Origin of the sequence: Hyphomicrobium sp. DMF-1 (assembly GCF_027886585.1) — a bacterium.
GTDB classification, from domain to species: Bacteria; Pseudomonadota; Alphaproteobacteria; order Rhizobiales; family Hyphomicrobiaceae; genus Hyphomicrobium_C; species Hyphomicrobium_C zavarzinii.
This window is the reverse complement of the sequence record NZ_CP115706.1, coordinates 2,816,304-2,830,777: the sequence shown is the minus strand read 5'-3', so window position 1 is coordinate 2,830,777 and position 14,474 is coordinate 2,816,304. Positions and strand designations below refer to the sequence as shown.

The following is a 14,474-nucleotide window of genomic DNA, read 5'->3' as shown; positions in this document are numbered from 1 at the left end:
GGAACCCAAGACCTGCTTGGGCGCTTGGTTGTGCCTGTAGAGAAGACCTCGACGCCTGGCGCGAATAGATAGCGCAACGTCGGACGGGCTTCGGTCTGTTCAAGGGACGCTTCGTCCCTTGAGAGGGATCTGCACACGCCATCCTGGCGCGAGCCCGGGCTCACGTGCTCGCGAGTGTGCACAGTCTTGCCTCGGAGAGCGGTCGGGCTGCGCCCCACGACGCTAGAGAGCCCGACCTTCAATCACTTCTCTGTCGTTCGAGACCGGACGCGCAGGCGCCCGGCCTGACAGCCGCCCTTACAGCTCGCCCGCCATGTACTTCGGCAGCCAGCTCTCGTTGATCTCGGCAAGCTCGGGAAGCGGCAGCTCCGGCTCGCCCTTGAGCACGATGGCGTTGCCGCCCGTACGCCCGACGATGCGCGCGGGCAGCGCGAGCAGGCGCGCCCGCTCGATGACTTCCTCCGCGCGCGCCGGGTCGACCGACACGACGTAGCGGCCCTGATCCTCGCCGAACCAGATGGCGTGCACGGGAAGCTTGCCCTCGTAGGCGAACAGCTCCACGCCGAGCCCGCTGCCCTTCTCGCCGGAGGCAAGGGACATCTCCGCGATCGCAACCAGGAGGCCGCCGTCCGAGATGTCGTGCACGGCCGAAACCTTTCCTTCGCGGATCAGTGCGCGCACGAGGCGTCCGGCCTTGATCTCGTCGGCGAGATCCACCGGCGGCGGCGCGCCTTCGAGCTTCTCGCAGATGATCTGCTGATAGAGCGACTGGCCGAGCCAGCCCTGCTCGCGGCCGAGCACGACGAGCAGATCGCCCTCGCGCTTGAGGCGGATGTCGGCCATGTGCGCGACGTCGGGGATGAGGCCCACCCCGCCGATCGCGGGGGTCGGCGGAATGCCGACGCCGTTGGTCTCGTTGTAGAGCGACACGTTGCCGGAGACGACCGGATAGTCGAGCACGCGGCAGGCTTCCGCCATGCCGCGCACGGAGCCCACGAACTGCCCCATGATCTCGGGCCGCTCGGGATTGCCGAAGTTCATGTTGTCGGTGATCGCGATCGGATCCGCGCCGACGGCAGTGAGGTTGCGCCACGTCTCGACAACCGCCTGCTTGGTGCCCATCTCCGGGTCGGCGGCCACGTAGCGGGGCGTGACATCGCACGTCACCGCGAGGCCCTTCTTGGTGCCGTGAATGCGCACGACGCCCGCATCGCCGCCTGGCCGGCCGATGGTATCGCCCATCACCATGTGATCGTACTGCTCCCACACCCAGCGGCGCGAGCAGAGCGCGGGCGAGGCAAACATCGTCTTCAAGGCATCGAGGTTGCCGTTGGGCGCCTTCACCCACTGCGGCAGCACCGGCTGCGGCGGAACGTGCGCGAACCACGGACGCTCGTACATCGGGGCAGAGTTGGCGAGCACCGGAACCGGCAGGTCGGCCTCTACCTCGCCCTTGTGCATCACGATCATGCGGCCCGTGTCGGTGGTGATGCCGATGACCGCGAAATCGAGGCCCCACTTCTTGAAGATCGCCTCCGCCTCGGGCTCGCGCCCCGGCTTCAGGATCATGAGCATGCGCTCCTGGCTCTCCGAGAGCATCATCTCGTAGGCCGTCATGCCTTCCTCGCGCTGGGGCACGTGGTCGAGATCGAGCGTGATGCCCACGCCGCCTTTGTCCGCCATCTCCGAGGTGGAGGAGGTGAGGCCCGCAGCACCCATGTCCTGGATGGCGATGATGGCGTCCGAGGCCATCATTTCGAGGCACGCCTCGATCAGGAGCTTCTCGGTGAAGGGATCGCCCACCTGCACCGTGGGGCGCTTCTCCTCGCTCTTGTCGTCGAACTCGGCAGAAGCCATCGTCGCGCCGTGGATGCCGTCGCGGCCGGTCTTGGAGCCGACGTAGACCACCGGGAGCCCGACGCCCTTGGCGGCCGAGTAGAAGATCTTGTCCGTCTTGGCGAGGCCCACGCACATCGCGTTGACCAGGATGTTGCCGTTGTAGCCGGCGTCGAAGTTCACCTCGCCGCCGATCGTCGGCACCCCCACGCAGTTGCCGTAGCCGCCGATGCCGGACACGACGCCCGACACTAGGTGGCGCGTCTTGGGATGAGAGGGATCGCCGAAGCGCAGCGCGTTGAGGTTTGCGATCGGCCGCGCGCCCATCGTGAAAACGTCGCGCATGATGCCGCCCACGCCCGTGGCGGCGCCCTGATAGGGCTCGATGTAGGAGGGGTGGTTGTGGCTCTCCATCTTGAAGATGGCGGCGTCCCCGTCTCCCAGGTCCACCACGCCCGCGTTCTCGCCGGGCCCCTGGATGACCATGGCGCCGCTGGTGGGGAGCGTCTTCAACCACACGCGCGAGGATTTGTAGGAGCAGTGCTCGCTCCACATCACAGAGAAGATGCCGAGCTCCGTGAGGCGCGGCTCGCGGCCGAGGATCTTGAGCAGACGCTGGTATTCGTCCGGCTTTAGCCCATGCGCAGCGACGATCTCGGGCGTGATTTTGGCGGTCTGCGTGTCGGTCACGGTGTCCTGCATCAAGAATATGGCCTTCGGTCTCGGCGGAGTGTGTCAGCTCTGCTTTAAAGAGATTCAAGCGGAGTTTGATCGCTAAAGCCGAGCTTATAGCGAGTGGTGCGGCACTTGTCGCTCGCGTGAGGACGCTTCTCCCATCCCCGCGACACCGCATCAGCCCAAGGGGAGGGGCGGGGAGCCTCTCCTCCACGACTCCTTTATGGCGGCGAGAGGTGGTGCGACATCGGAGTGATGCGGCATTCCCGCGCTGCACAAAACTGCATACTGCTATGCAGCATTGTGGATTTTGTCTGCCAAGTCATAGTGTTAGAAAATGCCCAAGCCGGATTGCTGGACTGCGTTGAGTGTCCCGCCGCGGCGATCGATGAGCAACCTGAAGATAAGAGAGGAGCACAGCCATGTCGAAGACGATGAAGCGTCTCGCTGCAGTGGGTGTGATGGGTGTTCTGGCGGCTGGTGCGGTGTATGCCGGATCGACGCCGAAGGTCGACCTGGGCAGTTCGCACGAGATCATGAGCCCCGGGCACGGTTTGAGCCTGGATATCGGCGGCAAACACGCCATTGGCTACTTCGAGACAAAGGACAACGCCTGCCACCTGACTGTCGTCGTGGCCGACGTTTCCGGCGGTGAGACGGGGCTGGATAGCCCGGGCACCCGCTTCGTTGTTCCCGTAAACCCCGGCAAGGGCGTCCAGGTGGATGCCAGCGCCGGTCAGTCTGCAGAATTCTTCTGCGGTCCGGGAGCAGCCCGTATGACTGCGCGCGTATTCGATCGTGCGCCCTACAAGTCGTAAGAAGTATTTCTAAGTTGAGTGCTTGAATAGCGGGCAGGCCCCCAGGGTCTGCCCGCTTTTTATGTAATTATATTAAGAGGCGACATACGGCCGCGGCGCCAAATGCATTGCTGGCGAGCAAGTGCCGCAGTTCTTTTGGGCAGCGAAGCAGGCTATAAGGATTCCAACGCAAGCACTAACCAAGAGAGACTTTCCAATGAAAGCCGTGTTGCTCGCGCTTCTTCAGACCCTGTCCGCCGAGACCGTCTCGGGCCGGGGTTCCAAGCGGCGCTGAGTTCGGCCCGCCCGGTGAGATGCCGGGTACCGATACTCACTCCGGCAAAGCCGGAGGATAAACAAGGGGCAGATCGCAAGATCTGCCCCTTTCGCTTTTCCGAACCTCAGTGTGTTCCAGCGCTGCCCTACGCCATGGCCGCCACCGCGCTGACGAGCGCGCTCTCGAAAATTCGCCGTCCGTCGGTGCCGCCGAGCGGGTCTTCGTAGAGGCGCTCCGGATGCGGCATCATTCCGAGAATGCGCCCCGTGGGGTCCGCGATTCCCGCGATGTTGCGTTGCGCGCCGTTCGGGCTGGTCTCCGCCGAGACGGAGCCGTCCTTGTCGCAATAGCGAAACACGACCTGTCCCTCGCCCTCCAGGCGATCCAGCGTCTCGGCGTCTGCGAAATAGTTGCCCTCGGCGTGCGCGATCGGCACGCGAATGACCTCGCCCGCCCGATAGGTGTTGGTGAAGAACGTCTTGTCGGTTTCCACCTTGAGGTAGACGTCACGGCAGATGAAGCGCAGCGAGGCGTTGCGCATCAGCACGCCGGGCAGAAGCCCCGACTCGCACAGAATTTGAAAGCCGTTGCAGATGCCAAGCACGGGCGTGCCGGCTTTCGCCTTCGCGATCACGTCGCGCATGATCGGAGAATGCGCCGCCATCGCCCCGCAGCGCAGGTAGTCGCCGTAGGAAAAGCCGCCCGGCAGCACGATCAGGTCGGAAGCGGGCACAGACGCATCGCCGTGCCAGACCATCTTTACCGGAAACCCGGTGATGCGCTCGAGCGCGGTCTTGACGTCGCGGTCGCAGTTCGAGCCCGGAAAGACGATGACGGAAGCGCGCAGCATAGTTGGCTCCAAACCTCTTGTTCGCGTGACCTCAGGGCGCCGGCCCGAGAGGCGATTGCTCCTGCTTTCTGCGCTCGGCGTCAGCCCGGGACGCGTTGGTCAGCTGCGTGTCGCCAGCTTTCATGTCTGCCATGAGAGCGCTGAACGCGCTGCTGTCGCCGTAGCCGCACCCTTTGCTGTCCGCAGTCCAGACCCCCGTAACCTGCTTGCGGAAGGTGCGCAAGGTCGCGGCGGGATGTGCGGGATGTCCGGGTGCGGAGAAGGCGATGTGCACGCTCCACGTATCGGGCGCCGAAAGCGTCACCGCCTCGAAGCCGCCCTCTTGCCCGTGCTGGGCGCCGGGTAGCGCGTAGGCCATGGCGCGCAGTCCCTCGAAGCCGAGGGTGCAGTCGAGCGTCGGAGGGCGGGTATCCTGCGCGGCCGCGCCGCTCACATGAAGAAGAACGAGGCCGCCGAGCCAAAGAGCCTTGCGGACACGCAGCATGTCAGGGCGCGAGCTCGTAGCTGTAGTTCTCGATGACGGTGTTGGCGAGCAGGTCGCGGCACATGCGGTCGACCTCGGCGCGCGCCTTCTCCTCGCTCATGCCGGCGACATCGACTTCGATGTACTTGCCCTGACGGACGTCGTTGACGCCCTCGAAGCCGAGCGCGCCGAGCGCCTGCTGGATGGCCTTGCCCTGCGGATCGAGCACGCCGGATTTGAGGGTGATTTTGATGCGGGCTTTCATTGAGGTCCTATAGGCAGCGGTCAGCAGGCAACTGACAGCAGGATATGAAGCGGATCGCTGCCTGCTGCCATGCTGCCTGTTGCCTCATCGATCAGTTCGGCTTTCCTGCCGGATTCGAGGCGACCAGAACCGGCCCCACGCCCTTGGGCGGGCGGTTCTCGGTCAACACGCCGAGACGGCGCGCAACTTCCTGATACGCTTCGAGCACGCCACCGAGGTCGCGGCGGAAGCGATCCTTGTCGAGCTTGTCGCCGGAGGTGATGTCCCACAGGCGGCAGCAATCGGGGCTGATCTCGTCCGCCAGCACGATGCGCATCTGCTCGTTGTCCCACAGGCGGCCGAACTCGACCTTGAAGTCGACGAGGCGGATGCCGATGCCGAGGAACAGGCCGACGAGGAAGTCGTTCACCCGCAGCGCGAGCTGCATGATCTCGTCGATCTCCTGCGGCGTCGCCCAGCCGAACGCGGTGATGTGCTCTTCCGAGACCATCGGGTCGTTCAGGTTGTCGGCCTTGTAGTAGAACTCGATGATCGAGCGCGGCAGCTGCATGCCTTCCTCGAGCCCGAGACGCGTCGAGAGCGAGCCGGCGGCCACGTTGCGCACCACCACCTCGAGCGGAATAATCTCGACCTCGCGGATGAGCTGCTCGCGCATGTTGAGACGCTTGAGGAAGTGCGTCGGCACGCCGATCTCGCCGAGCCGCTGGAAGATGTACTCGGAGATGCGATTGTTGAGCACGCCCTTGCCTTCGATGAGCGCATGCTTCTTCGCGTTGAAAGCCGTCGCGTCGTCTTTGAAGTGCTGAATGAGAGTGCCGGGCTCCGGTCCTTCGTAGAGAACCTTAGCTTTTCCCTCGTAGATACGACGCCGCTTGTTCATCGATCCTGGTCCCTTGACGATCACGCTCATGTTCAATCTTGTCTCTGAGGAAGGACGGCCTGTCCCGCGGAGCCGACCCCTTGATCTTTCAGCGAGATTTTTGGAGTTCTCGTCTTGGTTGGGGGGCGGCCGAACGCACAAAAATCATGTTCTGGACACTAGCTGAAGCAGGGGGCAGAAACAATCTAAACGAGGGGTCGGAAGGCCCTTCCGGCCATGCGGCGGACAAGCCGTTGATTTGTCTGCCACGTCAGGTTACGGCTCCGGGGTGAGAGGGTAACCGTTCGGCCCATACAACACATTTTTCACCCAGAACAAACCCGGAACTATCCGGTTCGGAACAGCACCTGTTGGAGACGGTCATGACGACGTTCGATGAGCGTGAGAAGGCGTTCGAAAAGAAGTTTGCCCACGACCAGGACTTGCGCTTCAAGGCCGAGAGCAGGCGCAACAAGATGCTGGCCGAGTGGGCCGCAGAGAAGCTCGGCATCACCGGTCCCGCACTCGAGGAGTACGTGAAGGCGGTGCGCAAGGCCGATCTCGCCGAGAAGGGCGACGAGGATGTGCTGCGCAAGGTGAAGCAGGACTTCGCCGACAAGGGTATCGCCATCGACGAGGCGGAGATCCGCAAGCAACTCGGCGAGTTCCTCGCCAAGGCCGTCAAGGACATCGAGTCTGCCAGCAAGTAGCTCGCAAGCTCACTCCCGGATTGAAGAGGAAGGGCGGCGCTCCCGGTTGGGAAGCGCCGCCCTTTTTCGTGTGCCTCGCGCGTCCTCACTCCGAGAGGGAGGAGAGGAACGAGCCGAAGCGCAGCACGCCCTCCGGCCACGGCCCGTGTCCGGACTCGCCGTTGATGTGGCCGAGGTCGCCCGCTTCCACCAGCGTCGAGCCCCACGCATTCGCGAGCACGGTTGCCCGATCGATCCTGCAGTAGGGATCGTTCGACGACGCCACCATCACCGATGGGAACGGCAGCGGATCGAGCGGCAGCGGCGCAAACCCGCTCGCGGCTGCGTCGAGCCGGAAGCCGTCGCTCTCGGGCCAGTCAGACGCGGTATCCACGTCGGCCGGTGCCACCAGGAACGCACCCGACAGGAACCCCTTCGGAATGCGCCCGGCAAGATGCGCGACGGCAGCCACGCCGAGGCTGTGCGCGACAAGCACGACAGGCCGCGTGCTCTGCACGGTGCTCTCGATGATCCGGCCCACCCAGGCCTCGCGGTCGGGCGTCACCCAGTTGTCCTGCTCCACGCGCCGCGCGGTCTTGAGCGTACGCTCCCATCGTGACTGCCAGTGGTCGGGTCCCGAGCTGGACCAGCCGGGAACGATCAGGATGTCGACTTCGGACGTGCGCATGGTTTTCGCTCCGAGAGAAAGCGCCGGTCTAAGGGGATTGTGATGAGGGTTTGCATGGAGCGCGCCCTCCATGCTGCGCCATCAGATGGGGACGCACGGCGGAAATTACGAGTCCCGTTATGGAGCCGGCGCCGTCCGCTGTGTCGCAAGGCCCTCGACGATCATCAGCCCCACGGCCGCCAGAATAAGCGCCGTCGACGGGCTTGGGAACAGCCGCAGCGCTGCCATCTCCGGGACCACAACCCCGATCAGAAAGAGGCCGCCGAGCGCGAGTACGAGCGGAACGGCGGAGGCTGGCGCGAACGGCTCGCCCGGACGCGCGAGGCTGCGCCGCCTGAGTAGCACGACGAAGGCGAGAGAGGCGAGCATCAGGAGCGTGATGCCCAGGTCGCTGGACGGCAGGTCGGGCGGCACGGAAAAGAGAAGCCACGGGATCAGAAGCGCACCCATGAGCGCCCAGTGCGCCACCGTGAAGCCGAGCAGAGGCGCCCAGGCCGCCTCCTCCGTGTCGGCAAGCTGAGGACGGCAGCGTGTAAGCGCGGCCAGCACGGAGATCGTGAGCGCGATGTAGCCTGCGGAAAGCAGCACCGCGGGCGAGCCCGCCACTCCGGTCATCTGCGCTTGCGCCATCAGCATCTTCATGAAACTCAGCGCGTGAGGAGCGGCCACCAGGATCCACATGCCGACCCCGATGCCATGGCGCGTGATGACGGAAGCTAGCCAGATCAAGAAGGCCGTGGCCGCGACGAGAGAGGCTACCACCCCGGCGCGGAACGCGAGACCGGGCTCTGCGACGAGCCCTGACGTGATCTGCTCCAGCGCCACGGCGATCCCGTTCGCTTGAAAGGCGGCGATGAGGAGCGCGCACAGTATGAGCCAGCTCCAGAGGCGCGCGCCGTTAGCGGGGACACGCGACCATCCTCTGAGTTTTGGCCAGGCCATCATCGCAACTTCGGCCAGCATGACCGCGGACAGCAGAGGAATGACGCCGAGCGCCATCAGAGAGATCCGCTCGACCGGAGGCGCCGAACCACCGGCTTCGAGGAGCGAAGCGGGAACGTTGAGGCCCGGCAGCGGGATGCAGGCACCCAGACGATACGCGGCAAGCGCGGCGAGCGTGACCGCGATGCGGCGCGACAGGGAGCCTTCTGCAAGCGTGATGGTGAGCGTCATTGATCGTTGCTTTGGTGAGACCCGAATGGGGCTGGCGAACGCCGGAGCTGATGAGAGCGATCCAAGATTTAATCGCGCTCGGCATCGAAGCATGTTCCGCGCGGCACATGCATGGTGAGCGCCAGTAAGCCACGACCCGGCGTTAAGGCTCGGACGCTTGCGCTGCGGCTGGCGCGGGCTGGGCGGCAGGCTGCGGCGCCGGGGCGGGCTTCCTGCGGCTGTCCCCCCAGGTGAACAGCCCCACGCCCAGGAGCACGAGGCTCGAGCCGATGGCGTCCGCGAGTGTGAACGGCTCGCCGAGGATCTGGATGGCGAGCCCGATGGTCACGATCGGCGACACGGTTGCGATCATGGAGACGACCTGGGGCGAGACGCGCGCGAGCCCGGCGTTGACGAGGAACGAAGGCAGCACCGTCGCCACCATGGCGCAGCCGAACGAAAGCCACAGGAAGCGTGGCGACGCCGCAAAGCTCCCGCTGCCGAAGACCACGTGGTGAAGCACGCAGAAGACGCCCGCTGCCGTGAGCGCGATGCTCGTGAACAGCGCGCTGCCAAGCGGCGCGATACAGCGCTTGGCGAGGATCTGATGCCAGGCGAACGAGATGGCCGCGCCGAGCACGAGCGCGGTGCCGATCGCCGTGTTGCGGCCGCCTGCGGGCAGATCTACCGCGAACACGATGGCTAGCCCGATGTAGGTGACGACAGCGGCGGCAATGCCGAAGCGTGTGAGGGGCTGGCCATAGAACGCCGCTCCGATGAGCATCACGAACAGAGGGTAGGTGAACAGCACCAGCCGCTCGAGCGCGGCGGTGATGTACTGGAGCCCGGCGAAATCGAAGGCAGAGGCCATGTAGTAGCCGAGGAAGCCGACCAGCACGGCCCAGGCGACGCTGGCGCGGTCGGGCGGCGGATCACCTTTCGCGCGGCGCTTCGCATAGGCCCACAAGCCGATCGCCACGAACACCGGGGTAGCGAAGATCATGCGATAGGCGAGCATCAGCGACGCGTCGACCTGCTCCTGGAAGGCGAGCTTGATGAAGATCGCCTTGGTCGAGAAGAACGCGGCGCCGAGTGCGGCGCACGTGTAGCCGAAGGCGCGACTGACGGACGATCCCATGGGAGGTGCAGCCGGCTAGAGCATTTTCCGACGAGGCTAAACCCGCTCGCCGTAAGAGAATGCGACCAATCAAAAACCTGGAGCGCTCGGGTCCGGCACCGCCGGATCGCAGAACGATCTAGGGCTCTCCGAACACCCGTTTGAAGATGGTATCGACCTGCTTCAGGTGATAGCCGAGGTCGAACATCGCATCGAGGTCCTTGGCGGCGAGCTTCGCCGTCACGTCCTTGTCCGCCTTGAGCTCGGTCAGGAAGTCGAGGCCCTTCTCCCACGTCTTCATGGCGTTGCGCTGCACCAGCGCATAGGCTTCCTCGCGCGAGGCGCCCGCCTGCGTGAGAGCGAGCAGCACGCGCTGGGAATTGTGAAGACCGCCGAGCTTGTCGAGGTTTTTCTGCATGTTCTCGGGATAGACGACGAGCTTTTCGATGACGCCCGCGAGGCGAGCGAGCGCGAAATCGAGCGTCACCGTCGCGTCCGGACCGATCATGCGCTCGACCGAGGAATGCGAGATGTCGCGCTCGTGCCAGAGCGCCACGTTTTCCATGGCGGGGAGAGCGTAGGCGCGCACCATGCGCGCGAGCCCCGTCAGGTTCTCCGAGAGAACGGGGTTGCGCTTGTGCGGCATGGCCGACGAGCCCTTCTGGCCCGCCGAGAAGAACTCCTCGGCTTCCAGAACCTCGGTGCGCTGGAGGTGACGGACCTCCGTCGCCAGCCGCTCGATCGACGACGCGACGACGCCGAGCGTCGCGAAATACATGGCGTGCCGGTCGCGCGGGATCACCTGCGTCGAGACCGGCTCGGGAACGAGCCCCAGCTTCTCCGCTACATAGGTTTCCACGAACGGATCGATGTTGGCGAAGGTGCCGACGGCGCCCGAGATCGCGCAGGTGGCGACCTCACGGCGCGCGGCAACCAGCCGCTCGCGACAGCGCGCGAACTCAGCATAGGCGAACGCCAGCTTGACGCCGAACGTCGTCGGCTCCGCGTGGATGCCATGGCTGCGGCCGATGGTGACGGTCGACTTGTGCTCGTAAGCGCGCACCTTGAGGGCGGCGAGCAGACGGTCGACATCCGCGATCAGGATGTCCGCCGCGCGCACGAGCTGCACGTTGAGGCAGGTGTCGAGCACGTCCGACGACGTCATGCCCTGGTGCACGAAGCGCGCTTCCGGCCCCACGTGCTCCGCGAGATGGGTGAGAAACGCGATGACGTCATGCTTGGTCACCGCCTCGATCTCGTCGATGCGCGCGGTATCGAAGGTCGCCTTCGACCCCTTGTCCCAAATGACCTGTGCGGCCTCCTTGGGAATGACGCCGATCTCCGCCATCGCTTGGGCCGCGTGCGCCTCGATCTCGAACCAGATCCGGAAGCGTGTCTCGGGCGTCCAGATGGACGCCATCTCGGGGCGTGAGTAGCGGGGAATCATCGAAATCTCTTTGGTCGGGCGCCTGGCGGCGGAAGGGCAGGCTTCGAGCCTGAGATGGCTACACGCCGTACCAGAGGGCGCTCAAAGCTTCAATTACGCCGCGGCGCGCACTGGGGGCTGCAGGGCCGCGCATGTGGATACTCGATTGCGACATTATGTCGTGGCCGCCACAACCCGGCGAGCCGGAATAGCCTTGATTATCCGCCATTCTCGCAGCCAGCCCGTTCACGGTTGAAATATGTGCAATGCGACAATTTCTTTTCATTTACGCATCGGAAAGAATGGAAAAATAAATTCCATCAATAAATTGCTCCGTGGTGCGCTGCCTAAGTAACATTTTTGCAACGCAACAATTCGTGAGCGCCGCAAGCCCAGATCGAGCCATAATTCGATGGTTGATCAGGCTCCGACGCCGAGGACGCAAGTAGACGTGATGATGAAACTGTTGCCGAATTGTCAGAGCAAAGTCTTCCAACTCTCGATAGTCTTGTAGCGCTGTCATCGAGTTGGACGAAATGCAGGGATTTGAGAGAGGTCAAAGACGCCGTTCGCCGTGCGCCTACAATTAAAAAAACCCACGAAATCCCGACGATGACGCGACGAAGCCAGGGGTAAGTGATGACTGAACAAATGCAGGCGGAGATTGCGGAACTCAATCTTCGACTCGATGAAATCGACGATCCGCGCCGATCTTATGCTCTCGTTCTTGAGCGAATTCGCTCTTGCCGTGCACACGGACAGCAGGTTCCCGAAGCGCTTGCGCTGATGGAACGCCGCCTCGCAGCGGAATGCAGGCTGGAATCGCAGGGGCGCTGATCGCCTCTCGATCACGCGGAAAGCCAGCCGCCCGTCAGTATCGGCGGCTGCCAATACTTCAGTTTTCTCCGATCCACTGACCGGATCGTGCTGATGCGGCTGCAAAGGCGGCCGCATCCAGGTCTCCGTTCGCATCGAAGACGATTTCGCCGAGCGACGGCGTATCGATCCGTGCGCCCCTGAGCGCCGGGGCCAGCGTCGCCCCCTCCGTCGAGCCGGTCTTGCCGGCAATTACGGTCCACGCTTCGAAAGCACCCCGGGCTCGTGCCCCCGCCGCCGTGTCGGTATCCCCACCGTTTGTACGTGCGCCGCGCGACGCCGAGTTGGTCCCCGCACGCGGGGCAGGCTCTCTCGGCAACAGAACCTCGACTCGGCCCGGCGCCCGTTCTGCAATCCGCGCAAAACCCTCCGTGGCCAGCGCATCGGAGCCGATCAGGGGAATCGCGAGACCCAGCCGTCCGATTGCGGCGACGACAATGGCCGCCTCGTCGGGGTAGCCCGCGAACAGCACCGACTCGGCGCCGCTGTCGCGAAGCTGCCGGACCGTCTCCTCGTAATCCCGCTTGCTCGCGACGATCGGAAGATTGGCGACCGGCTCCACGCCGGACGCCTTGAGCGCGGCCATGGCCCCGTCCGCGATCCCACGCGCATATCCCGTCCGGTCGTGGATGATCCCGACGCGCCGCGCCGGTGCATGCGCCAGAAGCCACGCTGCGGCAGCCTGGCCCTGCCGGTCGTCGCGCCCCGCGAGACGCAGCACCGGCACCGGGCCGTGCGTGCGCGTCACATCGGGGTGGCGCGCGCCGACCGTGATCAGGAGAACGCCCGCCTGTCCGTAAAGCGCCGCCACCGCCGTTGCCGCGCCCGAGCACGGATGGCCGATCACAAGCGCAGGCTTTTGCGCAATGAGAACGCTCGCGGCGCCCGCGGCGCTCGCGCCCGCGCAGCCGTCATCCTCGACCAGCAGCGCCACGCGCTCGCCGAGCACGCCGCCCGCCGCGTTGGCCTCTGCCACCGCCGCTTCGAGCGCGGCTTTCATGGCAAGCCCCGTCCCGGCCATGCGGCCGCTGAGCGGCACCGCGAGTCCGATGCGGATCTCGGCCGAGGCCGCGACCGGAAACACGGCGGCAAGCCACACGGCCGCGCCGAGCAAAAGCCCTGCGCGCCCTAGGCTGGCGCCCGCGCGGTCAGTTCTGGACGTAGGTGATCGTTCCGTCAGGCTGAGCTTTCCAGGTGTACATGACGTAGTCGATACGGGTGACGTCGCCCTTCGCATCGAAGGAGAGGTCGCCGATCACGGTTTTATACGTCTTGCCGGTGTGCAGTTCTGCGGCGACCTTCACGGGATCCACCGAGTTGATGGCCTTGGCGGCTTCCGCGATCACCTGAACGGCTGCGTAGCTGTAGAGCGTGTAGGCCTCCGGCTTGAACTTGCGCGCCGCGAACTTCTCGATAACGGCCTGCGCTTCCGGGCGCTTCTGCGGATCCGGGCCGAACGTCATCAGCGTGCCTTCGGTGCCCGGGCCGCCGAGCGCCGCGAACTCGTCGGTCGCGATGCCGTCGCCGCCCATCATGACCGCGTTGACGCCCGCGCTGCGCATCTGGCGCAGGATGCTGCCGCCTTCCGTGTGCACGCCGCCCCAGTAGACGACGTCGGCGCCCGACGCCTTGATCTTCGAAACCAGCGCGCTGAAGTCGCGCTCGCCAGCGTTGATGCCTTCGTAGAGGACCTCGGTCACGCCAAGCGCATTCATCACCTTCTTCGTCTCGTCCGCGAGCCCCTTGCCGTAGGTGGTCTTGTCGTGGGTGATCGCGATCTTCTTGTCCTTGAAGTGCTGGGCGATGTACTCGCCCGCCACCTTGCCCTGCTGGTCGTCGCGCCCGCAGGTGCGGAACACGGTGGCGAGGCCGCGCTCCGTGATCTTGGGGTTCGTCGAGCCGGGCGTGATCATCAGGAGGCCATTCTCGGCGTAGACGTCAGAGGCGGGCTCCGAGACGCCCGAATTGAAGTGACCGACGACGAAGCTCACCCCTTCGCCGACAAAGGTGTTGGCGACAGAGCGGCCTTGCTTGGGGTCCGCGGCGTCGTCGCCGAACACCAGCTCCACCTGCTGTCCGTTGAGGCCGCCGGCCGCATTGATGTCCTGGACGGCCTGCTCGGCCCCGTTGCGAAGCTGCGCGCCGAACACGGCGTCCTTGCCGGTGAACGGCCCCGCGACGCCGATCTTGAGCTTCTGCTCTCCCCCGCAGGAAGCGAGTGCCAGGGTGGCGAGAAGGGCTCCCGCGAGCTTCACGAGGCGCATATGCGACATCCTCCAAAAGGTGCGCCGGCGACCGGAGCACGAATGAGCAACCTGACCATGATCGTTCCGGACTTTTCGCCCCGAAGCGTAATCATCGGTCTCTCCGAAGACCTGAGGGTGATCCCGTTCAAAGAGACGCAGCGCGCGGGCCGAAGCCGCGAAACGCGCGCGACGACGCCGCCCCCCGGGACCGTCCGCCCACGTTTTTCACTCGAAATGGCGGCGAAGTCACGTCCGATC

General features: G+C 64.9%; 14 protein-coding genes. 3 read left to right on the top strand and 11 right to left on the bottom strand.

Annotated elements, in window-relative coordinates; translation table 11 throughout:
- Positions 1–297: 297 nt before the first annotated feature.
- Positions 298–2,538, bottom strand: coding sequence for a phosphoribosylformylglycinamidine synthase subunit PurL (gene purL, locus PE058_RS12945; RefSeq protein WP_271028572.1), 2,241 nt, complete (start codon positions 2,536–2,538; stop codon positions 298–300).
- A 395-nt stretch (positions 2,539–2,933) separates the two neighbouring features.
- Between purL and PE058_RS12940 the strand changes: the two genes are divergently transcribed.
- Positions 2,934–3,329 carry a hypothetical protein gene (locus tag PE058_RS12940; RefSeq protein WP_020086521.1) on the top strand — a complete coding sequence of 132 codons (396 nt, stop codon included), beginning with the start codon at positions 2,934–2,936 and terminating at the stop codon, positions 3,327–3,329.
- 401 nt (positions 3,330–3,730) lie between these two features.
- Here the strand turns inward: PE058_RS12940 and purQ are convergent, their stop codons facing one another.
- From purQ to purC, 4 genes are all read right to left on the bottom strand, one after another.
- On the bottom strand, positions 3,731–4,435 hold the full coding sequence (gene purQ, locus PE058_RS12935; protein ID WP_020086522.1) for a phosphoribosylformylglycinamidine synthase subunit PurQ: 705 nt from the start codon (positions 4,433–4,435) through the stop codon (positions 3,731–3,733).
- 31 nt (positions 4,436–4,466) lie between these two features.
- Positions 4,467–4,919 carry a hypothetical protein gene (locus tag PE058_RS12930; protein WP_271028571.1) on the bottom strand — a complete coding sequence of 151 codons (453 nt, stop codon included), beginning with the start codon at positions 4,917–4,919 and terminating at the stop codon, positions 4,467–4,469.
- A gap of 1 nt (position 4,920) precedes the next feature.
- Entirely contained in the window at positions 4,921–5,163 is a 243-nt protein-coding gene (gene purS / locus PE058_RS12925) for a phosphoribosylformylglycinamidine synthase subunit PurS (RefSeq protein WP_020086524.1), read from the bottom strand.
- A 91-nt stretch (positions 5,164–5,254) separates the two neighbouring features.
- Entirely contained in the window at positions 5,255–6,043 is a 789-nt protein-coding gene (purC, locus tag PE058_RS12920; protein WP_026868114.1) for a phosphoribosylaminoimidazolesuccinocarboxamide synthase, read from the bottom strand.
- 362 nt (positions 6,044–6,405) lie between these two features.
- Between purC and PE058_RS12915 the strand changes: the two genes are divergently transcribed.
- Complete coding sequence (locus PE058_RS12915; protein WP_020086526.1) at positions 6,406–6,732, top strand: DUF1476 domain-containing protein; 327 nt, start codon at positions 6,406–6,408, stop codon at positions 6,730–6,732.
- Between the two features lie 85 nt (positions 6,733–6,817).
- Here PE058_RS12915 and PE058_RS12910 read toward each other — a convergent pair whose 3' ends face one another.
- From PE058_RS12910 to purB, 4 genes are all read right to left on the bottom strand, one after another.
- On the bottom strand, positions 6,818–7,399 hold the full coding sequence (locus tag PE058_RS12910; protein ID WP_020086527.1) for an RBBP9/YdeN family alpha/beta hydrolase: 582 nt from the start codon (positions 7,397–7,399) through the stop codon (positions 6,818–6,820).
- 117 nt (positions 7,400–7,516) lie between these two features.
- Positions 7,517–8,572 (bottom strand): hypothetical protein, encoded by a 1,056-nt coding sequence (locus tag PE058_RS12905; protein WP_271028570.1) that lies wholly within the window; start codon positions 8,570–8,572, stop codon positions 7,517–7,519.
- 142 nt (positions 8,573–8,714) lie between these two features.
- Positions 8,715–9,689, bottom strand: a complete 975-nt coding sequence (locus PE058_RS12900) for a DMT family transporter (RefSeq protein WP_020086529.1) — start codon at positions 9,687–9,689, stop codon at positions 8,715–8,717.
- Between the two features lie 118 nt (positions 9,690–9,807).
- Positions 9,808–11,115 (bottom strand): adenylosuccinate lyase, encoded by a 1,308-nt coding sequence (purB, locus tag PE058_RS12895; RefSeq protein ID WP_271028569.1) that lies wholly within the window; start codon positions 11,113–11,115, stop codon positions 9,808–9,810.
- A gap of 618 nt (positions 11,116–11,733) precedes the next feature.
- Between purB and PE058_RS12890 the strand changes: the two genes are divergently transcribed.
- Positions 11,734–11,931 carry a hypothetical protein gene (locus PE058_RS12890; protein ID WP_156827411.1) on the top strand — a complete coding sequence of 66 codons (198 nt, stop codon included), beginning with the start codon at positions 11,734–11,736 and terminating at the stop codon, positions 11,929–11,931.
- Between the two features lie 58 nt (positions 11,932–11,989).
- Here the strand turns inward: PE058_RS12890 and PE058_RS12885 are convergent, their stop codons facing one another.
- Together PE058_RS12885 and PE058_RS12880 are read right to left on the bottom strand one after the other, a co-directional pair.
- The gene (locus PE058_RS12885; RefSeq protein ID WP_198011196.1) at positions 11,990–13,069 is read right to left on the bottom strand and encodes a branched-chain amino acid ABC transporter substrate-binding protein; all 1,080 of its coding nucleotides are present in this window, start codon (positions 13,067–13,069) and stop codon (positions 11,990–11,992) included.
- A gap of 49 nt (positions 13,070–13,118) precedes the next feature.
- Positions 13,119–14,234 carry a branched-chain amino acid ABC transporter substrate-binding protein gene (locus PE058_RS12880; protein WP_271028568.1) on the bottom strand — a complete coding sequence of 372 codons (1,116 nt, stop codon included), beginning with the start codon at positions 14,232–14,234 and terminating at the stop codon, positions 13,119–13,121.
- Positions 14,235–14,474: the final 240 nt, after the last annotated feature.